The organism is Citrobacter sp. Colony219, from assembly GCF_019382635.1.
Lineage (GTDB): Bacteria > Pseudomonadota > Gammaproteobacteria > Enterobacterales > Enterobacteriaceae > Citrobacter > Citrobacter youngae.
Window position 1 is genome coordinate 2,525,271 of the sequence record NZ_CP080033.1, and the last position, 23,143, is coordinate 2,548,413.

Annotated in this window: 20 protein-coding genes and 4 pseudogenes; 13 read left to right on the top strand and 11 right to left on the bottom strand. The window is 50.2% G+C overall.

Annotated features, from left to right (window positions below; all coding sequences use genetic code 11):
• Positions 1–48: 48 nt before the first annotated feature.
• Complete coding sequence (gene rstB, locus JTI85_RS11215) at positions 49–1,350, bottom strand: two-component system sensor histidine kinase RstB (RefSeq protein ID WP_219351488.1); 1,302 nt, start codon at positions 1,348–1,350, stop codon at positions 49–51.
• A 29-nt stretch (positions 1,351–1,379) separates the two neighbouring features.
• Positions 1,380–1,580, bottom strand: a pseudogene (locus tag JTI85_RS11220) (site-specific integrase); the annotation flags it as partial.
• Positions 1,581–1,704: 124 nt separating this feature from the next.
• Between JTI85_RS11220 and JTI85_RS11225 the strand changes: the two are divergent.
• The 7 genes and pseudogenes from JTI85_RS11225 to JTI85_RS11255 all read left to right on the top strand — a co-directional run.
• Positions 1,705–2,078: pseudogene (locus JTI85_RS11225) on the top strand (DDE-type integrase/transposase/recombinase); the annotation flags it as partial.
• A gap of 1 nt (position 2,079) precedes the next feature.
• Positions 2,080–2,463 (top strand): hypothetical protein, encoded by a 384-nt coding sequence (locus JTI85_RS11230; RefSeq protein ID WP_225807907.1) that lies wholly within the window; start codon positions 2,080–2,082, stop codon positions 2,461–2,463.
• 1,368 nt (positions 2,464–3,831) lie between these two features.
• Positions 3,832–4,310, top strand: a pseudogene (locus JTI85_RS11235) (transposase); the annotation flags it as partial.
• A gap of 110 nt (positions 4,311–4,420) precedes the next feature.
• A complete protein-coding gene (locus JTI85_RS11240; RefSeq protein WP_061068825.1) occupies positions 4,421–4,765 on the top strand; it encodes a DUF1294 domain-containing protein in 345 nt (114 codons plus the stop codon).
• Between the two features lie 41 nt (positions 4,766–4,806).
• Positions 4,807–5,331, top strand: a complete 525-nt coding sequence (locus JTI85_RS21400; RefSeq protein WP_048211733.1) for a hypothetical protein — start codon at positions 4,807–4,809, stop codon at positions 5,329–5,331.
• Between the two features lie 44 nt (positions 5,332–5,375).
• Positions 5,376–6,218 carry an aminoglycoside phosphotransferase family protein gene (locus JTI85_RS11250; RefSeq protein ID WP_219351489.1) on the top strand — a complete coding sequence of 281 codons (843 nt, stop codon included), beginning with the start codon at positions 5,376–5,378 and terminating at the stop codon, positions 6,216–6,218.
• A gap of 121 nt (positions 6,219–6,339) precedes the next feature.
• The gene (locus tag JTI85_RS11255) at positions 6,340–7,368 is read left to right on the top strand and encodes a HoxN/HupN/NixA family nickel/cobalt transporter (RefSeq protein ID WP_199969140.1); all 1,029 of its coding nucleotides are present in this window, start codon (positions 6,340–6,342) and stop codon (positions 7,366–7,368) included.
• Between the two features lie 84 nt (positions 7,369–7,452).
• Here JTI85_RS11255 and rstA read toward each other — a convergent pair whose 3' ends face one another.
• Positions 7,453–8,187 (bottom strand): two-component system response regulator RstA, encoded by a 735-nt coding sequence (rstA, locus tag JTI85_RS11260; RefSeq protein WP_162926026.1) that lies wholly within the window; start codon positions 8,185–8,187, stop codon positions 7,453–7,455.
• Between the two features lie 126 nt (positions 8,188–8,313).
• Here rstA and JTI85_RS11265 point away from each other — a divergent pair, with 126 nt between their 5' ends.
• Positions 8,314–8,649: a GlpM family protein gene (locus JTI85_RS11265; protein ID WP_005121178.1), complete on the top strand. Its 336-nt coding sequence runs from the start codon at positions 8,314–8,316 to the stop codon at positions 8,647–8,649.
• Here the strand turns inward: JTI85_RS11265 and folM are convergent.
• From folM to ydgH, 3 genes are all read right to left on the bottom strand, one after another.
• Entirely contained in the window at positions 8,646–9,368 is a 723-nt protein-coding gene (gene folM / locus JTI85_RS11270) for a dihydromonapterin reductase (RefSeq protein WP_048211729.1), read from the bottom strand. The two genes, JTI85_RS11265 and folM, sit on opposite strands and share 4 nt — an antisense overlap.
• Before the next feature lie 37 nt (positions 9,369–9,405).
• Positions 9,406–10,788 (bottom strand): amino acid permease, encoded by a 1,383-nt coding sequence (locus JTI85_RS11275; protein WP_219351490.1) that lies wholly within the window; start codon positions 10,786–10,788, stop codon positions 9,406–9,408.
• 187 nt (positions 10,789–10,975) lie between these two features.
• On the bottom strand, positions 10,976–11,920 hold the full coding sequence (gene ydgH / locus JTI85_RS11280; RefSeq protein ID WP_005121175.1) for a DUF1471 family protein YdgH: 945 nt from the start codon (positions 11,918–11,920) through the stop codon (positions 10,976–10,978).
• Positions 11,921–12,445: 525 nt separating this feature from the next.
• On the opposite strand from ydgH, the gene pntA reads away from it, so the two are divergent.
• Both pntA and pntB read left to right on the top strand, forming a co-directional pair.
• On the top strand, positions 12,446–13,975 hold the full coding sequence (gene pntA / locus JTI85_RS11285) for a Re/Si-specific NAD(P)(+) transhydrogenase subunit alpha (protein WP_219351491.1): 1,530 nt from the start codon (positions 12,446–12,448) through the stop codon (positions 13,973–13,975).
• Between the two features lie 10 nt (positions 13,976–13,985).
• A complete protein-coding gene (pntB, locus tag JTI85_RS11290; protein WP_005121173.1) occupies positions 13,986–15,374 on the top strand; it encodes a Re/Si-specific NAD(P)(+) transhydrogenase subunit beta in 1,389 nt (462 codons plus the stop codon).
• A 45-nt stretch (positions 15,375–15,419) separates the two neighbouring features.
• On the opposite strand, the gene JTI85_RS11295 is transcribed toward pntB, so the two are convergent.
• Entirely contained in the window at positions 15,420–16,271 is an 852-nt protein-coding gene (locus JTI85_RS11295) for an aldo/keto reductase (RefSeq protein WP_219351493.1), read from the bottom strand.
• A 262-nt stretch (positions 16,272–16,533) separates the two neighbouring features.
• Between JTI85_RS11295 and JTI85_RS11300 the strand changes: the two are divergent.
• Positions 16,534–17,731 (top strand): annotated as a pseudogene (locus JTI85_RS11300) (multidrug effflux MFS transporter).
• Between the two features lie 31 nt (positions 17,732–17,762).
• Here JTI85_RS11300 and JTI85_RS11305 read toward each other — a convergent pair.
• A complete protein-coding gene (locus tag JTI85_RS11305) occupies positions 17,763–18,797 on the bottom strand; it encodes an AI-2E family transporter (protein ID WP_048211724.1) in 1,035 nt (344 codons plus the stop codon).
• A 408-nt stretch (positions 18,798–19,205) separates the two neighbouring features.
• Between JTI85_RS11305 and mdtJ the strand changes: the two genes are divergently transcribed.
• Positions 19,206–19,571: a multidrug/spermidine efflux SMR transporter subunit MdtJ gene (mdtJ, locus tag JTI85_RS11310; RefSeq protein ID WP_161958620.1), complete on the top strand. Its 366-nt coding sequence runs from the start codon at positions 19,206–19,208 to the stop codon at positions 19,569–19,571.
• Entirely contained in the window at positions 19,558–19,887 is a 330-nt protein-coding gene (gene mdtI, locus JTI85_RS11315; protein WP_040233868.1) for a multidrug/spermidine efflux SMR transporter subunit MdtI, read from the top strand. Before mdtJ ends, mdtI begins: the two co-directional genes overlap by 14 nt.
• 34 nt (positions 19,888–19,921) lie before the next feature.
• Here the strand turns inward: mdtI and JTI85_RS11320 are convergent, their stop codons facing one another.
• The 3 genes from JTI85_RS11320 to JTI85_RS11330 form a co-directional block, all read right to left on the bottom strand.
• The gene (locus tag JTI85_RS11320) at positions 19,922–20,743 is read right to left on the bottom strand and encodes a serine protease (RefSeq protein ID WP_048211723.1); all 822 of its coding nucleotides are present in this window, start codon (positions 20,741–20,743) and stop codon (positions 19,922–19,924) included.
• Positions 20,744–21,013: 270 nt separating this feature from the next.
• Positions 21,014–21,454 (bottom strand): acid resistance repetitive basic protein Asr, encoded by a 441-nt coding sequence (gene asr, locus JTI85_RS11325; protein WP_219351495.1) that lies wholly within the window; start codon positions 21,452–21,454, stop codon positions 21,014–21,016.
• A gap of 137 nt (positions 21,455–21,591) precedes the next feature.
• A complete protein-coding gene (locus JTI85_RS11330) occupies positions 21,592–23,079 on the bottom strand; it encodes a carboxypeptidase M32 (RefSeq protein WP_115602077.1) in 1,488 nt (495 codons plus the stop codon).
• Positions 23,080–23,143: the final 64 nt, after the last annotated feature.

Sequence of the window (23,143 nt, forward strand, 5' to 3'; positions counted from 1 at the left end):
ACTTTTTTATAGCACAAGACACTCAACCTGACCACCGAGCGGTGTAGGTCAGACAGCTGAAAATTCAGGTATGTTATGCCAGACAGGCCAACTGAAGGAGAAGCGGGCACCACCGAGTTCACTTTCATCACAGACCACAGTACCGCCCATAGCCAGAGCAATGGAGTGGACGATGGCGAGGCCAAGTCCGCAGCCACCTGTCGCCCGGTCACGGCTGGGGTCCAGACGAACGAACGGTTCAAAAATTTGCTCGCGCGCAGCTGGCGCGATGCCGGGTCCATCATCTTCGACGATAAGCGTTGCCTGACTCCCATTGAGTTGCAGGCTGGCTTGCACAGTAGACTGGCAGTAACGCAGAGCGTTGTTTAACAAATTATCCAGCACACGCTCCATCAAACGCATATCCAGTGCGCCGTAGTCTCCGATCTGAAGATGGTGCAGGCGTACCGCACGATCGGGATTGACGCTTTGTACATCTTCCAGATGGGTTGTTAGCCACATAGGCAGGTCCGGGACACTGAGTTTTAGCTCATTTTGCGGCCGATCCAGACGAGCATAGGTGAGCAATTCTTCAATTAACGCTTCCAGTTGACCAATATCGCGGTTTAGCGCCTGCGATTCCTGCTCGGTGAGGTTATCGCTCATTTCCAGGCGGTAACGCAATCGCACCAGCGGTGTGCGAAGCTCATGGGCAATGCCGTCAATCAGCTGTTTTTTACTGGCAATCAGGGCATTGATATTGTCTGCCATTTGGTTAAACGCCACGCCCAGGCGCTCAAAGCTTGATCCGCTGTCAAAGTGCAACCGCTCATTAAGATGCCCTTCACCAAAACGCTGCGCAGCGGCCTCCAGTCTGAGCATCTCCTGCCAGTGTGGGCGCATCCAGATCAGCACAGGGAAGGCCAATGAAATAGCAATGAAGGCCATCAGCGCGACGTCCAGCAAGCGCATCTGGTGCAGGAAATAGAGATAAGGTACCGGGCCGACGGCTAGTACATAGTGGCTTCGTGGAATTCGTTGAATAAAGGTGTACTGATCGTCGAGCGCAACGATATCGCCTTCCCGTAAGCGCTGCATGGTGGGAGCATCCAGATGGTATTTATTCAACGGTTCTACGCGAAGATCAAAAGACAGATTTAAATCCATCTCTTTCAGGGTTTTCCCCCAGTCACGCGGCGGGATTTCGCGTAATTCGCTGCGCATCAGATACAACGAGCTTTTCATCAAGTCGTCGAGCGACTGTCTGCCCGCACGTTCTGCGGTGAATTTGTACACAAGGCCAACCAGCAGGGTCATCACCAGAAAACAGACAAACAATAAGAGATAAAACTGCACAAACAGCTTTTTCATGAAAAATCACTCAATGTTCAATATGTTAGCTATTGCGCGTTTCCCTCTGGGGGCACCAGGGGGACACTGTTGTATCCGCTGATGCGCTGGTTCAGAAAGGCTATTTGATCACCATCAAGCGCGTATATCCAGGCAGAGTACACTGTATAAACCATTTCTGCATTCTCATGACCCATCTGATTTGCAATAAACGCAGGGTTGGCTCCAGCGGAGAGCATCCAGCATGCATAAGTATGCCGGGTTTGCTATGGGCGACGGCGGCGCACGCCAGAACGCCTTATGGTTGTGTTCCAGAGTGAGCTTATCGAATTAGCAGTGAATCGCCACAGGTTTAACAGACACCTCGGAGTCATCCTGCGAGATAGCGGGCAACAATGTGGGATTAACCGGGTCTGGCGGCTGATGAAGCGTGCCGGGATAAAGGCTCAGGTCGGGTAGCGCAGCCCACGAGCGCGTAAAGGTGAAGTCAGTATCGTGACACCCGACAGGCTCCAGCGACAGTTCAACCCGGAAGCTCCGGATGAACGTTGGGTAACGGACATAACCTACATCCGAACCCACGAAGGCTGGCTGTATATGGCTGTCGTTGTTGACCTGTTCTCGTGCAAAGTTATCGGCTGGTCAATGCAACCCCGGATGACAAAAGATATTGTTCTGAATGCGCTTTGATGGCCGTGTGGCGACGTAATCCCCAAAAACAGGTACTGGCTCATTCTGACCAAGGTAGTCATGGTTACGGATGCGGTGCTGCTTACGGGGCTGTATAGGGGTATATTCATTGCCACTAATGTTTTTTTACGACGAAAAGATATGATTGATTTGGCGTATTATGTGAATGCTATTAAAAGCGGAAAGGAAGTAATTTGTATTCAAGAATCTTGTGAATGCGATGATTTGGCTGAGGTTGAGACTATAACCATGGAATGGAGACATGATAGTGGTGTGGTAATCCGCTGTACTAACGAACTTGAAGCTACACAACATCCCAATGATGTTTGCCCTGAATGTTGGATTTGTTGGGAAGTGATAGATGCGGCAGGGCAGGAAATCAGGCCAATGAAGAAGAATTTTTATAATGTTTGTCAGGAGTCATTCTGGTTGAGTATGAATTGACAGTCTGTACTACATTTCACTTTTTGCAACACTGCAAGCAATCGCTCCTTTTTATGAGATGACGCTCGCGGCCAAAGCAGGTTAGTGAGAAATAAAAATGAGCACAGAAGCGGCTATCAAAATCTTCGATCCCCGGATAGCTAAGCTGGAACCACGCGGCGGTAAGTCGTCCATCCACTGGGATGATAGGTGGACGATCGAAGTGGCGATATTTAGTACAGGCATCTCGCAGTAATAGCTATTGTGAAGCTCATCTGCGGATAGGTTTGATAGTGGAAATGAGTTATCAATGATTTTGACAAAACATCCAGAGGATAAGAATTATCATCTTCGGTAACTGGTTGGATAAAATATTATAATCTTTCTCGGTTAGATAGTGCTTCAACAGGTGATGATTTATAGTCTTATTTAACATGAAATTAACTTTGCATGACGTGTATAATATTTTGGTGTGAATAAATTGACCGATATTGCCATTATGAAATTCGCTTAGGTGGGGCGGTTAGTAAAAAACCCGCACCCATAGCTAAAATTACCTAAAAGATAATTGAGTAGAATGTGTTTGCGGTGAATCCCCCTAAGCGGTGGGGCATAAACAGCAAAGTGTAATTAATTTTACATGGTCCAAAATTGGTGCGAGTCACGGAGGCTGTCCAAAGACTCACCGGGAGGCACCCGGCACCATACTCAATTAGCCCCGACTCCCCTGCCGGGGCTTTTTCATACCTGTTTTCTGCAAATTCCATAATTAGCCGTCAACCAGTGAAGAATACTGCTATAGCATTTGCTTACATGACTCTCAATTGCTCTGCATTAACCGCCCATACTGAAAATACTTGGCACACCGAATCCACATCGGCGAACGATAAAGCGTTAAGCGTGTTTCTATTGCTGCCAGCATAAGCGAGACCGCAAGCCCCAGTGCCTGTATTAATGCTGATAGTAGTACGAGTGAACAGCAGAGTGCGACAATCTACGAAATGATTAAAAGGCCGGGGGATGGACATCATCATCCCCGGTAACCGGTTGGCAAGCTGTTGTTGTTTTCTCCAGATTAGATAGTGGACTGATAGCTGTGATTACACAACATGATTTAACATGAAATTAACTCATCATTAGTATATCTAATATTTTTATTATGAATATATTGGTAGTCAAAAAATGGAATGCGGCCTGTAAAATAGTGGTTATTGCCCTGCATAGACGTTGAGCAATGATTATTTGGTGATGTTATGCCGAAAATGGACTGGAAAAAGCTGGAGCAGGAATTCCAGCGTGCGCAGGTATATTAAAACGCGCAAGAGTGCGCAGAAAAAGAAACCAGAAGCCAGTTGTAGTGGCACAGTAAATTTGGCCACCTGATTAAAAGTGATATTCTCACCACTACCAAAAACAGGTGGCTTAATGAACAAGAAAACTAAGCGTACTTTCACCCCTGAGTTCAAGCTGGCATGTGCACAGCTGATTGTTGATAAGGGCTACTCAATCGACAAGCCAGCGAAGCAATGAATGTCGGTTCTACCACGCTTGAAAGTTGGGTTCGTTAGCTCAGGCGAGAGCGTCAGGAGGAACAGAATACGATATTAAAAAAGGCTACCGCACTCTTGATGTCCGACTCACTGAACGGTTCACGATAGCCGCCAGACTGAGTGACAGCCACACGGTTGTAAGCCTTTGTTCCGCACTGGAAATACACCGTAGCAGTTACCGGTACTGGCGAGAAGGCGAAAACGACGCGATACTGTCAATCCGGCGCGAGTGAGGCTGTACAGCTAAGTACGCCGGCGTGGAACCGGACAGGGGCGCGCACCCTGGCTGAAATGCTGACCCAGAATGGCATTCCGATATTACACTGTATCCACTATTTCTGCATTGCCATCCTCCGCTCGGCGCTTTGGCATGTATGACGTATAATGCGGCTTTGATGCATTCTGATCTATTCCACACAACTAATAAAATGAACCTCAATCGTTTCTGTTACTTGCTACTGATTTTGGCTGCGTCAGGCAGTATATTCACCCCACATCCCTTGGTCATGTGGTGCCTGCTTGTTAATGTTTTGACGCTGGTGATTTACGGCGCAGATAAAATGGCGGCGCGTAAGGCCTGGCGCAGAGTGCCAGAATCCACTTTGCTGGTGTTTGGCGTGGTGGGCGGGTGGCCTGGCGCGATTGCGGGCCAACAACTTTTTCGTCATAAAACACAAAAACAGCCATTCAAAACCTATTTCATAATCAGTATTTTATTGAGTGTTTCAGCGATGGCAGCTGTTTATTGGCTCTTAGCATTTTCATCTTCCTGAGCATCAATCACGAGTATCAAAAACAGCGGAGACAGGATGATATGAAGATCTATATTATCGACCAGAATGGCGATTTAGCCTTACAAAATGGTCGCAGTATTGTTGTTGAGTTTGCTGATGGCAAATCGCTTGAACTGGCTGGTAGCCCACAACCGTTACCGGAGGGAATCCCTGACGGGATCCATATTTGGGGCGGCAGAATTCCGTATCAAACATCAGAAGAAGTGAAGACCTCGCAACTGGATTTCAAACCGGTAGCGGCCAATGGCATGATTGTTTCACCGCTCCCGATCAAAGAATCTGATTCCTGTGTAACAGAGATGTTTATTGCAGATGATGACGGTTCCCTGCAACCGCTAAAAGGGAGCAGGGTGGTTATTGCGCTTGAAAATGGCAAAACCCTGGAGTTCATGGAACATTATGCCAACAATGGGCTGCTGGTTTGGGGAGGACGCGAGCCCGATTCGCAACTTCCTTTTGAAGAAGTTAAGCAAAGAACCGAGAGTCTTGGAGTGTATCTACTGGCAGGCAACGTTGTTCATGTATTTCCCTATAAAGTGGAGTAACAATATGCTTTTCGCCTCAAGGCTCAATCAAATAAGAGGTCGCATTGGATAAATCTGTAGTCAATGGCTGGCTCAGCCGATGGGGACTCACCCCTGATGGCGAACAGATTGCAACGCACACATCGCAGCTTTTGCCCGTTACCGTTATTAAAAATGGACAAAAAGCGATACTCAAACTCACCACCGATGATAGTGAACGAAATGGCGGCGAGCTGATGGTTTGGTGGAGCGGGAATGGCGCAGCGAGAGTGCTTGCTCATGCTGATGGCGCGATTCTGTTAGAACGAGCGACAGGGACGAGTTTTTTAGCTGACATGTCCCGCTCTGGCAAAGATGCGCAGGTTTGTCGCATTATTTGCCATACTGCCAGCCGTCTCCATCTCCCACAAAATACGTCTACACCCGCGCTAACGCCGCTACATCATTGGTTTGGCGATCTTGCCCCTGCGGCGAAAATCTATGGTGGAGTTATGACGCGCTGTGCAGAGATCGCAAACGAACTGTTCTCCTCTCCTCAGAATGAGGTCGTATTGCATGGTGACTTACACCACGGCAATGTCCTCGATTTTGGCCCGGCAGGCTGGCTGGCAATTGATCCCAAGGGACTACTGGGTGAGCGAGGGTTTGATTACGCCAATATATTCACGAATCCTGACCTTGCCGATCCCTGTGTTGCTATCGCGACAGACCCAAACATTTTTAAGCAACGCGTGCAACTTGTCTCTGAGATAGCCGCGATTGAACGACAGCGACTGCTGATGTGGATAGTCGCATGGTGTGGTTTATCTTCTGCATGGTTTCTGGAGGATGGGGAAAATGCGGCGATAACCTTGCGTGTCGCGGAGTTAGCGATTGCTGAACTGGACGGAGAGAGCAGGCAACTTTGATCTAAGACACTGGGCTGGTAATTCTTAAACGTTATCATTAGGCTGGTAAACGTTTTATTAATCTATCAGTGAACGGCGGTGATGTTGTGTTGTTTATTACAAAACGAGTGGGCCGGAAATAATGACTTCGTTGTATTCATTAATAAAAAAACGGCCAAGCCTCATATTGCTGGTGGTTTTTCTCATCGGAGCAAACATAGTCGCCTGGCTTTGGGCATTAACCGCGTTTAGTCATAATACGTCACTTCTGGCGCTGAGCCTGATCGCGTGGTGTTATGGTTTGCGTCATGCAGTCGATGCCGATCATATTGCTGCCATAGATAGTGCGACGCGAAAGCTCATGCAGCAAAAGAAACGCGCACTGACGACGGGGGCATGGTTTTCTCTGGGACACTCCACCATCGTTGTGCTGGCAAGCATTGGTATTGCTCTGACCACCAGCGTATTTAAGCAACATATGGTATGGTTTCAGAATATTGGTGGAATTATCGGAACCACCGTTTCTGCCGCATTTCTGCTGATTCTGGCTACCATCAACCTCATCATTTTCTGTCAGGTCTGGAAGGCGTTCCGCCATCTGAAACGTACCGGTATTTATGATCTCTCCACGGAAGATGTCACGGTTTCAGGTCCGCTGAATTGGCTATTCCGCTCAGCCTTCAGGTTGGTTGGGAAAGACTGGCACATGTATTTTGTTGGTTTCTTATTTGGCCTGGGCTTTGACACCGCGACTGAAATCTCGTTATTGGGCATATCGGCTTCAAGCGCCTCCAACGGGATGTCTGTCTGGTCCATTTTAGTCTTCCCGGCGCTGTTTACCTGCGGTATGGCGCTGATTGACTGCCTCGACAGTATTCTGATGGTTGAGGCCTACGGTTGGGCATTCAATAAGCCGCAGCGTAAGCTGTATTACAATATGACCATTACCGGAACCTCAGTGATTGTGGCGCTGTTTATCGGTGGACTGGAGGGGTTGGGCCTGCTGTCTGATGCTTTTTCGTTACAGGGCGGGCTGTGGGACACGGTCAGTAACTTAAGTGACCACATGGGCAACGTCGGGTTTGTCATTATTGGCGTTTTTATTGCCTGTTGGATTATTTCCGCGTTGAACTACCGCTGGAAAAAATATGACGGTCTGACGTTCAGTTGAGGTAGAAAATCGGTATGCAACTCAACGTGACGCTGTCACGTTGAGTTGCATTCACGCGATAGGTTATGCGCCTCATCCGGTGGGTTATTTCTGAGATTCGTCGTCCCAGGCGTGCGGCGCGAACAAATAACCTTTGTTGCGTACCGTTTTGATTCGATAGGGTTCAGTCGCGTTATCGAGCAGTTTTTTACGTAACCGGGAAATTGCGACATCGACACTGCGGTCCATACCGTCGTAACTTACGCCGCGCAGATTCTTCAGCAACGCATCACGGTCCATAATCTGCCCGGCATGGGTTGCCAGTTCCCAAAGTAACTCAAAATCCGCCGTAGAGAGGGCGACCAGCTCACCGCCGAGCAGCACAGACCTATTCGTTGGGTCAATGGTCAGTGCGCCAAAACGCAGAGTGGTGTGCGGGGTGATGGTGGCAGCCTGAATCCCTTTAGCCTGGGCTGAATGTTCGTTTTGGCGTAAATGCAGGCGCAGGCGAGCCAGCAGTACTGCCGGTGGTGTGGTTTTCAGGATATAGTCGCAGGCACCCATTTCGAGAGCCAGAATATGGTTCATGTCACTGTCCAGCGAAGTCAGCAGGACAATTGGACCTTGCCAGCGCCCACGCAAATCACGGCAAATAGTCATACCGTCCTTACCTGGAAGCATAATATCTAACAACACCAGATCGGGTTGCACTTGCAGAATTTTCTCTTCGGCCAAATCACCACGAGGTTCAACGATAACCTCAATATCATGCCGGGCCAGATAGGCCGCAATCAGCGAACCTACTTCGGGATCATCTTCAACAAATACGATGGTGTTCATATCATTCATTTTGAATATAAAACGCCAACATACACCGCCATCGTTTTTCCTTCCATTAATCTTTTCTAAACGAGAACGCTTCCGTTATGCTAGAGGCTGATGTTATTGATGTGTTAAGGCAAAACGATGGGGCTCGTAGTAAAAGCGGCGCTGGGTGCGCTGGTAGTGGTGCTGATTGGTTTACTGGCTAAAACAAAGAATTACTATATTGCCGGATTAATTCCGTTGTTCCCAACCTTTGCGTTGATTGCCCACTATATTGTGGCCAGTGAACGTGGGATCGAGGCGCTGCGTACAACGATTGTATTCAGCATGTGGTCGATTATTCCCTATTTTGTCTACCTCATTTCACTGTGGTACTTCACCGGTTTTATGCGTTTACCCGTCGCGCTCATTGGCTCGGTAGTCTGCTGGAGCCTGAGCGCGTGGTTGCTGATCTTTTGTTGGATAAAACTGCACTAGCGCAGGTGGCGACCACCGTCAACGGCAAAGCTACGGCCGGTGACAAAGCAGCTGGTAAACAGGTAGTCTATTAAATCAATGACTTCTTTTTCACCGGGTGCGGTTTTCATCAACGATTTATTCAGCGCCTGCTGACGATATTCTGCATCGTCACCCTCGTTAAATAGGATTAGCGAGGGGGCGATTGCGTTAACTTTCACTTCCGGGGCCAGTTTGCGGGCAAATGAGCGGGTCATATTATCCAGAGCAGCTTTACTGGCAGCATAGGCAATATGCTTGTCGCTGCCACGCTCTACGACGTAATCAGTAAAATGGATAATATCGCTGGCCGCATGCCCATGTCCGCGCAGCAGGCCTTCCAGCGCGTGATTAAGCAGGTAAGGGGTATTCACGTGGATCTGCATCATGCTGGACAGCACCTCAGAAAGCGGCAGCCCCGGTTTTTCGGCAAGCCAGGCGCTGGCATTATGCACAATAGCGCGTAAACCTTCGGTACGGGCTTTCACTTCCCTGGCAAAAGCGAGGACGCCTTCGTCGGTCGCGAAGTCAGCCTGAATACATTGTGCCCCCGCCTCTTGCAGGCCATCAATCGCCGGGTAGTGTGTCCGGTAACTGACGATCACCGGCTGCTTTTGATTCAGAAAATGCCATGCGATGGCGAGACCGATACGACGGCCCCCTCCGGTGATAAGTATTGGCAAAGCGGGCTTTTTACCCATCGAGATCTCCATGAGTCGCAAACGATGGGTCAACTATTTAACCCATCAGCATCCAGGTCGCTGGAACAGCTGCTACAAGAAGCAGGCCGATCAAAGCCATTTCCTGGCGTTTTAATACGTTGTCATGCGCGTGAGTTTTGCGGGCATAAAGGAAAACCAGCAACCCCGGAGCATACAGCACCACGGACAACAGCAGGTGCATCGGACCTGACGCGTACAGTAACCATAAGCCATAAATGCATGCACCGACACCAACAGCCTGATGAATTGGGCGGGTCGCTATTCTCAGCAAAAATGCGCCGACGAGGAAATAGGGCACCAGAATCATCTCAGAGGCAATAGTCAGCAGCGTATTGTAGTCAGAACCTGTGAGCCAGATCAGCACCAGACAGACCTGCACGCAGATGTTAGTCAGCCACAGTGATGCAGATGGCGCACCTTGCGCATTCTGACGGGCAAAAATACGCGGGAATGCTTTGTGCGTGGATGCCAGAAATGGGACTTCCGCCGCCATAATCGTCCAGCTCAAATAGGCACCGCAGACAGAGACAATCAAACCCGCGGCGATAATGATTTCGCCCCATGGCCCCATCATTTTAACCATCAGACCAGCCATTGATGGGTTGCGGATCTCAGCCAGTTCCGGGCGTGCGACCACGCCAAGAGAAAGCAGGGTCACCAACAGGTAGACGCCAAGCGCGGCAAGTACTGCCAGCAGTGTCGCGCGCCCAACGTCGCGTTTGTTCCTCGCCCGTGCGGACACCACGACAGCGCCTTCCACGCCGATAAACACCCACAGAGTGATAAGCATGGTGTTTTTAACTTGCTCCCAAACAGGAACACCCAGTTTCACACCGGTAAAGTCCAGGCTAAAGGTGTCGAGCTTAAATAACATAAATGCCAGAACGATAAACAGGCCAAGCGGCAGTAGCTTCGCCAGCGTCGCCACCAGATTAATGCTGGCGGCTGTCTGTACACCACGTAACACCAGAAAATGCACGACCCACAGCAGTACCGATGCGCCAACAATAGACTGCCAGGTATTCCCGTCGCCAAACAGACGCAACGCAGGTGTATCGGTAAAGAAGCTAAGTGCGGAAAAGACGATAACCAGATAGGAAACGTTAGCGATAACGGCGCACAGCCAATACCCCCAAGCGGAACAGAAACCGATCAGTTCTCCGAAGCCTTCACGCGCGTAGGTAAAGATACCGCCGTCCAGTTCCGGGCGGATACGCGTCAGGATAAGCATGGCAAACGCGAGCAGCAGGATCCCCGCGCCCGTAATCGCCCAACCAATCAATAACGCTGCCGGGCTGGCTACTGCAGCCATATTTTGTGGCAGGCTGAAAACACCGGCGCCAAGCATTGAGCTTAGAACCAGCGCTGTCAGTGCGCTCAGACCCAATTTCTTTTCCATTTGTATCCAGTTACAAAAACGAGAGTGAGAGAATAATTATTTTGGCAAATCGCATAAAAATGGTGAAAGCGACTCAAGGCGCGGGATTTTACGGAGAGAAGACAGCGCATGCAATGGGGATAGGCAGATTTGTGACTAAAAATGCTAAAGGCGGCATAAAGCCGCCTTTTATTGTTACAACTGTCTGTTACTTATACAGGTCGGCGCTGATGGTCATGTTGTTACCACGTTCCGACCACTGGCGGGTAATGTGGTAGTACTTGGCACCTTTTTTCGCTGCACGTTTAGCAACCTGGTAAGAGACTTCGGTCATGTTGCCATAGTTACCGGTGAACTTGATGCTGTCGAACGGCACCATCATCGCGGCGGTAGCTTTGTTCAACTCCTCAACTTTAGTACCGTCAGGCAGGGTGACAGTGTAACGTCCGCCTTTAGTTGACTGAGTTTCGAAGAAACGACCCACTTCGGCACTCGGAGACGCGGTTGTTGCCACGCCTGGGATTTCAACTTTCTTCGCGGCTTCGCCACCGGCTGCTAAAGCGGCACGTCCGGCATCAGAATCGGCAGGGATCGCATCAGGGCTTTGAACAACACGTTTTTTCGCATCTTCTTTGTAGATGAATGCGGTAATACGTTGGTTACCCCCCTGGTTGGCATCAACCTGGCGTACGATATAAAAAGAGTAAGCCCCTTTTTCTTTCGCCACTTTGGTGATGGCATCATTTACTTCAGGCTGGCTGCGGTAGAAACCCTGAACCGTAACGGTATCGAAAGGTTCAATCAGAACAGCCTGGTCTTTCGGTAATTCCATAACGCCGTTGATGACGCGATTTTTGGTGACTTCTGCTTTTTCAGCGTCGGCTTTATAGATATCGGCGACGACGCGCCAGTTACCGCCACTGCCAAAATCTGAGGTATCAACAACATAAAAGGAGGCTGCACCGTCTTTATCTGCACGACGGGATACGGCGTCTACCGCATCACCGATAGCATTAAAACGACCGGTAACCACAATGCGGTCATAGGGTTTCAGGGCAGCTGCTTGCTCCGGCGTCAATTCTGTCGCTGCATTTACAGAAAAAGCAGTCGCAGAAAGAAGAGCGGACGCCAGGAGAGTGTTCTTAAGCTTCATAAAAATAATCCTTCGCCTTGCGCAAACCAGGTACTGGTATTGTTATTGACTAGAAACGTGGCTGATTATTGCATTTAAATTGTGTCAGTGTCTGCGTGATTTTTCACTCATCGTGCCACCCATGCTAACAACATCGATAACATTTAGTGATATGTCTAAAAATTCGGCGTTTGGCGGCTAAAACTGATAAAGCAGTTGAATTTCATAAGTTAATTTAATGTTAATCAATTGTTCTACGGTGGCGCTTAATCATGTTTTGCCGCTTCGCTTGAGCGAATTATCGGCCTTTGCGGGCTATTTAAAGGGCATTATCCCTGCTTGCGAATGAATTCATTCCTGTTTTGCAAATTTCATAATAAATACTGTTTTTTGGCGCTAGATCACAGGCGTCATTTTCAGTAGCTTATACAGAGTTTGTTACTGTTTTATTTTATTGGGGTAACACTGAGCTCTCTCGGGAGTGTGCGCATGCCTCTTGCGAACATTGATAAACCATCATCAAAAATACAGATGGAAGGGAACATTATGCGAATTGGCATACCAAAAGAACGGTTAACCAATGAAACCCGTGTTGCAGCCACACCGAAAACGGTTGAGCAGCTGCTGAAGCTGGGTTTTAGCGTCGCGGTTGAAAGCGGCGCAGGTCAACTGGCTAGTTTTGACGATAAGGCGTTTGTGCAAGCAGGCGCAGAAATTGTTGACGGGAATGCTGTCTGGCAGTCAGAGATTATCCTGAAGGTCAATGCGCCAGAAGCGTTTGAGATTCCGTTGCTTAATTCGGGTACCACGCTGGTGAGTTTTCTCTGGCCTGCGCAGAACCCTGAGCTACTGCAAAAGCTCGCTGAGCGAAATGTGACGGTCATGGCGATGGATTCCGTGCCGCGTATTTCGCGTGCGCAGTCACTGGATGCCTTAAGCTCGATGGCCAACATTGCCGGGTATCGTGCAATTGTTGAAGCGGCACATGAGTTCGGACGGTTCTTTACCGGGCAAATTACCGCGGCGGGTAAAGTTCCACCTGCCAAGGTGATGGTGATCGGTGCTGGCGTGGCGGGATTGGCCGCTATCGGTGCAGCAAACAGCCTCGGGGCGATTGTTCGCGCCTTTGACACGCGCCCGGAAGTAAAAGAACAAGTTCAGAGTATGGGCGCTGAGTTCCTCGAACTGGACTTTAAAGAAGAAGCGGGCAGCGGCGATGGCTACGCCAAAGTGATGTCCGAAGCGTTTATTAAAGCGGAGATGGAGCTGTTCGCCGCTCAGGCAAAAGACGTCGACATCATCGTTACCACCGCGCTGATCCCGGGGAAACCAGCGCCGAAACTGATCACGCGTGAGATGGTTGATTCGATGAAGCCCGGCAGCGTGATTGTCGATCTCGCCGCGCAAAACGGGGGTAACTGCGAGTATACCGTTGCCAATCAGGTGACCACCACCGAGAACGGCGTCAAGGTTATCGGCTATACCGATTTGCCGGGACGTTTGCCGACTCAGTCTTCACAATTGTATGGCACCAACCTTGTAAACCTGCTGAAACTGTTGTGCAAAGAGAACGACGGCAACATCACCGTTGATTTTGACGATGTGGTGGTGCGCGGCGTGACAGTGGTTCGCGATGGTGAAATTACGTGGCCTGCACCACCCATCCAGGTTTCTGCTCAGCCACAAGCGGCGCCTAAAGCTGCACCTGCACCACAGGAAGAGAAAAAACCTGCATCCCCATGGCGCAAATATGCGCTGATGGCGCTGATGGTGATTTTGTTTGGCTGGCTAGCCGACGTCGCGCCAAAAGAGTTCCTCGGACACTTTACGGTGTTCGCACTTTCCTGCGTGGTGGGTTACTACGTGGTGTGGAATGTCTCGCATGCGTTGCATACCCCGCTGATGTCCGTGACTAACGCTATCTCCGGGATCATCGTCGTGGGGGCATTATTACAAATTGGCCAGGGCGGCTGGGTGAGTTTCCTGAGTTTTATCGCGGTGCTTATTGCCAGCATTAATATTTTCGGTGGCTTCACCGTGACTCAGCGCATGCTGAAAATGTTCCGGAAAAACTAAGGGGTAACATATGTCTGGAGGATTAGTTACAGCTGCATACATTGTTGCCGCAATCCTGTTTATTTTCAGCCTGGCGGGACTTTCCAAACACGAAACGTCTCAACAGGGTAACAACTACGGCATCGCCGGGATGGCGATTGCGCTGATTGCCACGATTTTTGGCCCGGATACCGGCAACGTCGCCTGGATTCTGGTTGCAATGATCATTGGTGGTGCAATTGGTATTCGTCTGGCGAAAAGAGTCGAGATGACCGAGATGCCGGAGCTGGTGGCGATTCTGCACAGCTTCGTCGGTCTGGCCGCCGTACTGGTTGGTTTCAACAGCTACCTGTATCACGATACCGGTCTGGAACCAATCCTGGTGAACATTCACCTGACTGAAGTGTTCCTCGGCATCTTTATCGGTGCAGTAACCTTCACCGGTTCTATCGTGGCGTTTGGTAAACTGCGCGGCAAGATCTCATCTAAGCCGCTGATGCTGCCGAATCGCCATAAGTTGAACCTGGCGGCACTGGTGGTTTCTTTCCTGCTGCTGGTGGTGTTTGTTCGTACCGAGAGCGTGGGCCTGCAGGTTCTGGCGCTGCTGGTGATGACCATTATCGCACTGGCGTTTGGTTGGCACCTGGTAGCATCCATCGGTGGGGCCGATATGCCAGTCGTCGTCTCTATGCTGAACTCCTATTCAGGATGGGCGGCAGCAGCGGCAGGCTTTATGCTGAGCAACGATCTGCTGATCGTTACGGGTGCGCTGGTCGGTTCCTCGGGTGCGATCCTGTCTTACATTATGTGTAAGGCAATGAACCGTTCTTTCATCAGCGTTATTGCGGGTGGGTTTGGCACCGATGGGTCCTCAACCGGTGATACCGAAGAAGCAGGTGAACATCGCGAGATTAATGCCGAAGATACCGCTGAAATGCTGAAAAACTCTCATTCTGTGATTATCACCCCGGGCTACGGTATGGCGGTGGCGCAGGCGCAGTATCCGGTGGCGGAAATCACTGAGAAACTGCGCGCCCGTGGTATCAAAGTCCGCTTTGGTATTCACCCGGTAGCAGGGCGCTTGCCTGGTCACATGAACGTGCTGTTGGCGGAAGCAAAAGTGCCGTATGACATCGTGTTGGAAATGGATGAAATCAACGATGATTTCGCCGACACCGATACCGTGCTGGTTATTGGCGCCAACGATACGGTGAACCCGGCAGCGCAGGATGATCCGCGCAGCCCGATAGCCGGAATGCCGGTGCTGGAAGTGTGGAAAGCGCAGAATGTTATCGTGTTCAAACGCTCAATGAACACCGGTTATGCAGGCGTGCAGAACCCGCTGTTCTTTAAAGAAAACACCCATATGCTGTTTGGTGATGCCAAAGCCAGCGTGGATGCGATTCTGAAAGCGTTGTAATGCGTGCTTAAAAGTAAGACGGCCTCTGCGGAGGCCGTTTTTTTATTAAACATCCAGTTTACGCTGGGTTATCCATTCCACGCGCGCCGGATCGCGATGCGAGAAAAATGCGCTGATCCCGGCGTCCATGGCGGCGATTTGCGTCATTTCCTCAGTCGTTAAGGTAAAATCCAGTATCTGAATATTCTCTGTCATACGCGCTTTACGCACGGTTTTCGCCAGAGAAATAATTCCGCGCTGATAAATCCAACGCAGTACTACCTGACCGATGCTTTTCCCGTACTTTTTACCAATCGCGGCCAGTGTCGGATTTTGAAACAGGTCATTGCGCCCCTCGGCGAACGGCGCCCAGGCTTGTGGTTGAATATTGCGGCTCTGCATCCAGGCTACGGCATTCGGTTGCTGGTGGAAGGGATTCACTTCTATCTGATTCACCGCCGGGATGATGCGGTTGAAGGCCATCAAATCTGCCAGACGGTCCGGGTGAAAATTGCTGACGCCAATTGCGCGAATTTTCCCTTCCTCGTAGAGTTCCTCCATCGCACGCCAGGCACCGTGTACGTCGCCATAGGGCTGGTGGATTAAATACAGGTCAAGGTAGTCAAGTTGAAGGCGCTGCAACGAACGCGCAAACTGAGCTTTCGCGCCAGCGTAGCTGGTATCCTGTAACCACAGCTTGGTTGTGATGAAAAGTTCATCGCGGGGTACGCCGCTTTGTTTCAGCGCATTGCCGACCTGAGTTTCATTCAGATAGGAGGCGGCGGTATCGATCAGGCGATATCCTGTTTCGATGGCATCCCGCACGGCTTGCTCACACTCGTTCGCTTCGGTCATTTGGTATACACCAAAACCGAGCAGAGGCATCTCAACACCGTTATTTAAGACCGTTGTATTCATGGAACGCTCCTGATCATCATTTTTTGCATTGCCAGCAGATTAGCAAGAATCTGTTCACACCATTAGTCCGTTAAATCAGCATAGACCTATGAGCTAAATTCATTTTTAGCAGGCTAAAATGCGAAGGTTGTCGCATGTGTTAGCAGGGAGAGGGCGTTACTCATGATTGGCGTTCATAAACTTATGCTTCTTTGGCTATCTAATCACTGTCATTCACCCCGTATATACTGCCACCTGACTTTTCCTAAGATAACAGGACGCTATGCGTACACGTGAACAGTGCCTGCCGGCTGCTGCTGCAAGCCAGACCGGTCTCTCTTTTATTCTCATCCTCAGCGGCCTGATGGCCTTTACTTCACTTTCAACCGATATCTACCTCCCGGCGATGCCGACCATGGCGGGGGATTTAAACGGCAATGTGGAGCTTACTGTTACCGGTTTTTTGGTGGGGTTTGCTATTGCGCAGCTGATCTGGGGACCGATCAGCGATCATCTGGGTAGACGTACACCGTTGTTCATCGGCATGGTGCTGTTTATCATCGGTTCTGCGGGGTGTGCGCTGTCCACGGATATCACGCAAATTGTTTTCTGGCGGGTCTTTCAGGCGCTGGGGGCCTGTACCGGACCGATGCTGGCGCGTGCCATGATTCGTGATCTCTTTGCTCGTACTCGTGCGGCGCAAATGTTGTCAACCCTGGTACTGGTTATGGCGATTGCCCCCATCGCAGGGCCATTGATTGGCGGGCAAATTATTCGACTGAGCACCTGGCACTCTATTTTTTGGTTACTGGTGGCCATTGGCGTGCTGATGTTTATCTCGTTGCTGTGGTTACCGGAAACACTCCCTGAAGAAAGACGCGTAAAAGCCTCACTGGCAGGCGCATTCCGGCATTACCGCGCGCTATTAACCAATGGTCGATTTATGCGCTACACCCTGAGTCTGACCTTTTATTACGTGGGTGCGTATGCGTTTATTACCGGTTCGCCATTTGTTTACATTCGCTATTACCATGTCGATCCGCAGCATTATGGCTGGTTATTTGCGTTAAATATTGTCGGCGTTATGGCGATGAGTGCGGTCAACCGCCGGCTGGTGCAACGGCACGCGTTAGAACAGTTGCTTAAGTACGCGACAATGTTGGCGGCACTGGCTGCTGTTGCATTGGCACTGCTGGTTAAGCTGGAAATAGGGGGGGGTTATTGCCATTATCATCACTGTGTTTCTACTATTTTCGATGAATGGGATCATTGCAGCAACGTCGACGGCCGCCGCGCTGGATGCGGCCCCCAATATCGCCGGGTCAGCTTCGGCGCTGATTGGTTCATTACAGTATGGCAGTGGCATCATCTCATCGTTACTGCTGGCGAGATTGAGTGACGGCACCCCCTGGACCATGGCCTGGATTATTGCGCTATTCACACTGATGAGCGCCGCACTGGTGTTCCGAGACAAACAGTAGTTGAACAGCTCCGCGATAGCGGGGCATACGCTTATTCTTTGTTAAGATCGCTCAGCAGGACGGCAATGCTTTGACCACCATTTGTTTGCTCAAGGGCAATCTTTACAATGATGGTCAGCGGTACTGAAAGCAGCATCCCAACGGGGCCGAGCAGCCAGCCCCAAAAAATCAGCGACAGGAATACCACCAGCGTAGAAAGTCCCAGCCCACGCCCCATGATGCGGGGTTCGAGGATATTGCCGAATACCAGGTTAATCACCAGATAACCTGCCAGCACGAGCAACGCGTCGTAAAAACCGCTGAATACCAGTACCTGAGCAATAGGGGGAATCGCTGCCAACACCGAACCGATGTTAGGAATATAATTCAGGGCAAAGGCCAGTAGTCCCCAGACAAACGCGAAGCGGACATCCAGTGCGGCAAGCATGCCCCAGGCGACCAGGCCGGTGACGATGCTGATGGCGGTTTTTAGTACCAGATAGTGTGAGACACTGTCGATAGCGCGTTGGATCGCGGCCATTCCCTCAAGAGGGCGGCTCATCATTTGTTTGAGTTTTCCGGGGAGTTGCGGTACTTCCAGCAGCATAAAAACCACGGTCAGCAACAGTAGAAATATCGAGGACATCGCATTAGAGAGTTGCGTCAATAAATTGGTGACCAGCGTCATCGCAGCGTTCGGATCGACATATTTCACCAACTCGTCTACGGAAACGCCGATCCCCGCACGTTGTAGCCACGGTTCGATATTTTTCAGTGGGATAACCAATGACGAACGATACTGCGGCAGTGTCCGTGCCAGCTCATTTAAGGATGTACCTAAATAAGCCAGAAGCAGCACCATTAGCATGACAATAATAACAACCAGCAATGACACGGCAAATACACGCGGTATGCGGAGCTTAACCATGCGCTGTACTACGGGATTAAGCACGACGGCGATAAATAACGCCAGAATAAACGGTACGATGATATCGGCGGCAAATCGGATACCGGTTAAAATGATAACCAACATGCCGAGCATAATAACTATTTTTAGGCCGTTAAGCGTGATGATCGGTTTTGCCATGTGAATCCCTGAGTTTTTTATCAATATAATAATGTGATCTGCCTCGAGCCGTTATAACAAAAATCAAACGAGTCGGGTAAAGAAGTGAAAAGATTTTGAGTTCGCATTGAACCTATGATACAAATCATCTGTGTTTAACTACCGAGGACAATTATCATCCGCGATGATGAGAAGCAACACTGCGGATAATTGTAATATTATGGACAATACGTTCAGGATGTTTTTGCGTTTACCTACACTTCTTCGTACCTCCTCCACTTTCTTGCTTGCGGGTGAGCAACACTGGCGCAACGCGCTTTAGTCCCTTCTTCTGCCTGAGCTGGCGTTATGCGCTGAGCTATCTGATTCTATTTTTTGGTTTACTGCATGCAGTAGGCCCAAAGGACTATATTCTCAAGCAGGAGAAGCATCATGTTTTACTGGATATTATTAGGTCTGGCCATTGCGGCTGAAATTACCGGTACGCTGTCAATGAAATGGGCCAGCGTAGGCCATGGTAATGCGGGCTTTATTTTAATGCTGGTAATGATCGCCTTATCGTATATTTTTCTCAGTTTTGCCGTTAAAAAAATCGCCCTTGGTGTGGCCTATGCCTTATGGGAAGGTATCGGAATTTTATTTATTACGCTGTTTAGCGTGTTGTTATTCGACGAAACCTTGACCACGATGAAAGTTGCTGGACTGGTCTCGCTGGTGTTAGGCATTGTGTTGATCAAATCGGGTACCCGCAAGCCGGCAAAAGCGAGGAGGGAGGTGACCCATGCAGCAGTTTGAGTGGGTTCACGGCGCGTGGCTTGGAATGGCCATCGTTCTTGAAATCGTTGCTAACGTCTTCTTAAAATTTTCCGATGGTTTCCGCCGTAAGGCTTATGGCGTGTTGTCGCTGGTGGCGGTGTTAGCGGCCTTTAGTGCGCTGTCCCAGGCGGTAAAAGGGATCGACCTTTCTGTCGCCTACGCGCTGTGGGGAGGATTCGGGATCGCCGCAACGTTGGCCGCAGGATGGGTGCTTTTTGGTCAGCGCCTGAATAACAAAGGCTGGATTGGCGTCGCCTTGCTGCTGGCCGGAATGATAATGATCAAACTTGCCTAATCTACGTGCTGCCCGCAAACGTGGGCAGCATGCGTCATCCCTTCGCCAGTGCTTCGAGTTTATCGCGAAAACCCGTCACAGAAATGGCGCGATTATCTGCCCGCCAGCGATCTTTTGCTGCTGGAGCGGAGCTTTGCACACCAATTAATTGCCAGCCTGAATCTGTCTTTAACATCAATGGGGAGCCGCTGTCGCCAGGGAGCGTATCGCACTGATGCGACAAGACTGTATTTTGCGCCCAGCCAGTTACCACGCAATCCTGATGCGTGTACAGGTCATCCAGGTGATCTTCCGGGTACCCCGATTGAGTCACTTTACGGTCAGCAGCTTTTAGCGCAGCGGTTAACGCGGCTTTATCACCGTCAAATAACGGTAGCGGCGTGATCCCGGAGGGGGGATAACGTAACACTACCAGACCAAAATCCCACGGAGCTGCAGAAGGTGGGACAATCCAGCCGTCACCATCTGCTTTTAAACGCTTGCCGAGAGAGGGATCAACCCGTCCTTCAATGCCGTGGATTTCATAGCGCCAGATACCCTTTTTCGACACAAAACGTAGCGCGACGGCTTTATCCGGCTTGCCTTTTGGTGGGGTGAGTAAGCAGTGCCCGGCGGTCAGGGCCAGGTGAGGTGAAATGAGCGTAGCCGTACACAGGTTACCGCTGGCGGTTTCCAGTTGCCCGATAGCGTCCCACGGTGATTGTGTAGGGTCAGTCACCCTCACACGATCATCATGACCAAAAAACAGCGTTTTTATGTTATCGGCTTCAGCAATGGTCGTTGCAGGCTGCTCCGCATGTGCAACGACAGGAAATAGACAAATTGAACCCAGTAATACCGCAATGGTTTTATGCATATCACACTCTGGTGGGGAATTATGATTATTAACAGCAAACCCTCAGTTAATACTATAGACGGGACGGCGGGAAAGTGGGAGTAAAATCAGATAACTACACTCAGGAAAGATAAAAATGCATGGCGATAAGAGCGCAAATTATCAGGGTAATAAGAATGAACTCAAAGCGGTAATGTGACACCATTTTACCCTCCGAAAGGCGGCGCTAAATCAGACTGATTTAGCGCCGTATGCTATGGCATGGGGGATGCCATGGTTACTACAGATGTTTTATGCAGCCGGTTGAGCAGCTGGTTTAGCGGTTTCGTGTTTTACTGCTTTTTTGGTGTGTTTTTTAGCGGCCTGAGCTTTCTGCTCTGCGGCTGGTTTGGTTGCAGTTGGTTTACTTGCTGCTTTTTTGGTGTGTTTTTTGGCTGCCTGAGCTTTCTGCTCTGCAGCTGGCTTGGTTGCTGCTTTTTTGGTGTGTTTCTTCGCAGCCTGAGCTTTCTGTTCTACAGCCGGTTTAGCTGCGGATTTTTTAGCGTGCTTTTTGGCAGCCTGCGCTTTCTGCGGAGCTGCTTTGTGCTGTTTTTTATGATGAGTGGTTTTTGCCGGTGCGGCTTTCGTGGTCGCAGCAGCAGTCGGAGCGGTAGTAGCAGTTGTTTCAGCAGCAAATGCAGCGGAAGACAGACCCATAGCAGCGGCAACAACCAGAGCTAATACTTTTTTCATTCTCATACCCTCGATTTGGTTTTTCATTCAACCCCACTGCGGGGCCGTTGAAATAACTATATCGCTGTAATCTCTGGGCTTCCGTGAGTCATTGGTTTCGACGTGTAACCGTTTGTACAATGACTCACGGTTTACGATTACAGATAGCGGGCTTCCAGATGGGCGCGGAAATAGCGGCTGCTTAGCGGCTCTCCGGTTGCCTGGGTAATGAGCTGCTCGGTCGTGAAACGACTGCCATGTTGCCAGATATTCTGGCGCAACCAGTCAAACAAGGCGCTAAAATCTCCTTGCGCAATGGCGTGGTTTAAGCCTGGCAAGGCACGGTTAGCTGCACTGAAAAGCTGGGCTGCATACATCGCCCCCAATGTGTACGAAGGGAAGTAGCCAAAACCGCCATCGGTCCAGTGGATATCCTGCATACAGCCGTTACGGTAGTTCCCGATCGTAGAGAGCCCTAACCAGGCCTGCATTTTTTCATTCCACAAGGCAGGAATGTCATCGACCTCAATGTCGCCGTTAATCAACGCGCGCTCGATTTCATAACGCAGGATCACGTGAGCAGGATAGCTAACCTCGTCAGCGTCAACGCGGATATAGCCCGGTTTGACCTGCTGGTTCCAGGCGATGAAATTGCTTTCCTCAAAGGCGGGTTGATTGCCAAAATGTCGGGTTACTGCGGGAATTAACCGTTTCAGAAACGACGGGCTGCGGCCTAATTGCATTTCAAAGAACAGGCTCTGAGATTCATGGATGGCGGTTGATCGTGCCAGGGCAATAGGTTGTCCTGACCAGTTCTGAGGTAGATTTTGCTCATAACGCGCATGACCTGTCTCATGAATGACGCCAAATAACGCGCTGAGCAGTTCGTTTTCATCGTAGCGGGTGGTAATCCGAACATCTTGCGGTACGCCGCCGCAGAACGGATGTGCACTGATGTCCAGGCGTCCCGCGGTAAAATCAAAACCTAACTGAGCCATGGTTTCAAGGCCCAGCTCACGCTGAACTGCAGTCGGGAAGGGACCAGTGGGGGCGATAAGCGATTGTTGTGATTGTTTTGCCACTACCTTATTGAGCAATTCGGGTAGCCAGCTCTTGATGTCGGCAAAGAGAATATCCAGCCGGGCGCTGGTCATCTCTGGTTCAAAGACATCCAGTAATGCGTCGTAGGGCGAACATCCTTTCGCTTCTGCACGCAGTCGGGCTTCTTCGCGGCTGTACTTAACCACCTCTTTCAGGTTTTCAGCAAACCCTTCCCAGTCATTGGCCGGGCGTTGGCTGCGCCAGGCATGTTCGCAACGACTGCCCGCCAGTGATTTCGCTTCTACCAGTGATTCGGGTAGCAAGGACGCTTGATGATGTAGCCGTGACATTTCGCGCAGATTGGCCTGCTCGACATCGTTCAGGTCTTCCTGCTGTGCGGCGGCGATCCACTTTGCCACATTGGCACCGGTTAACAGTTGATGTTCAAGCACGCTCAGTTCAGCCAGCGCTTCACCCCGGGCTTTGCTACCGCCAGGCGGCATCATGGTAAACATGTCCCAACTGGCTATTGCCGAGAGGTGGGAGAAGCGAGAGAGGCGCTGGAACGTACGGGTGAGTTGATGGTAATTATCGCTGTTACTCATTTTTTGTTCTCGTTCTGTTGGACCAGATTTCAGAGTCTAACGCGATTTCGCAAATTAACCCATT

What these genes read in the sequence shown, in the direction of transcription:
- folM (WP_048211729.1), bottom strand. Translation starts at nt 9,368, where the DNA reads ATGGGTAAAAAGCCCGCTTTGCCAATACTTATCACCGGAGGGGGCCGT.
- JTI85_RS11275 (WP_219351490.1), bottom strand. Translation starts at nt 10,788, where the DNA reads ATGGAAAAGAAATTGGGTCTGAGCGCACTGACAGCGCTGGTTCTAAGC.
- mdtI (WP_040233868.1), top strand. Translation starts at nt 19,558, where the DNA reads ATGCAGCAGTTTGAGTGGGTTCACGGCGCGTGGCTTGGAATGGCCATC.
- asr (WP_219351495.1), bottom strand. Translation starts at nt 21,454, where the DNA reads ATGAAAAAAGTATTAGCTCTGGTTGTTGCCGCTGCTATGGGTCTGTCT.
- JTI85_RS11240 (WP_061068825.1), top strand. Translation starts at nt 4,421, where the DNA reads ATGAACCTCAATCGTTTCTGTTACTTGCTACTGATTTTGGCTGCGTCA.
- pntA (WP_219351491.1), top strand. Translation starts at nt 12,446, where the DNA reads ATGCGAATTGGCATACCAAAAGAACGGTTAACCAATGAAACCCGTGTT.
- JTI85_RS11230 (WP_225807907.1), top strand. Translation starts at nt 2,080, where the DNA reads ATGGTTACGGATGCGGTGCTGCTTACGGGGCTGTATAGGGGTATATTC.
- pntB (WP_005121173.1), top strand. Translation starts at nt 13,986, where the DNA reads ATGTCTGGAGGATTAGTTACAGCTGCATACATTGTTGCCGCAATCCTG.
- rstB (WP_219351488.1), bottom strand. Translation starts at nt 1,350, where the DNA reads ATGAAAAAGCTGTTTGTGCAGTTTTATCTCTTATTGTTTGTCTGTTTT.
- JTI85_RS21400 (WP_048211733.1), top strand. Translation starts at nt 4,807, where the DNA reads ATGAAGATCTATATTATCGACCAGAATGGCGATTTAGCCTTACAAAAT.
- JTI85_RS11255 (WP_199969140.1), top strand. Translation starts at nt 6,340, where the DNA reads ATGACTTCGTTGTATTCATTAATAAAAAAACGGCCAAGCCTCATATTG.
- rstA (WP_162926026.1), bottom strand. Translation starts at nt 8,187, where the DNA reads ATGAACACCATCGTATTTGTTGAAGATGATCCCGAAGTAGGTTCGCTG.
- ydgH (WP_005121175.1), bottom strand. Translation starts at nt 11,920, where the DNA reads ATGAAGCTTAAGAACACTCTCCTGGCGTCCGCTCTTCTTTCTGCGACT.
- JTI85_RS11265 (WP_005121178.1), top strand. Translation starts at nt 8,314, where the DNA reads ATGGGGCTCGTAGTAAAAGCGGCGCTGGGTGCGCTGGTAGTGGTGCTG.
- JTI85_RS11320 (WP_048211723.1), bottom strand. Translation starts at nt 20,743, where the DNA reads ATGCATAAAACCATTGCGGTATTACTGGGTTCAATTTGTCTATTTCCT.
- JTI85_RS11305 (WP_048211724.1), bottom strand. Translation starts at nt 18,797, where the DNA reads ATGGCAAAACCGATCATCACGCTTAACGGCCTAAAAATAGTTATTATG.
- JTI85_RS11330 (WP_115602077.1), bottom strand. Translation starts at nt 23,079, where the DNA reads ATGAGTAACAGCGATAATTACCATCAACTCACCCGTACGTTCCAGCGC.
- JTI85_RS11295 (WP_219351493.1), bottom strand. Translation starts at nt 16,271, where the DNA reads ATGAATACAACGGTCTTAAATAACGGTGTTGAGATGCCTCTGCTCGGT.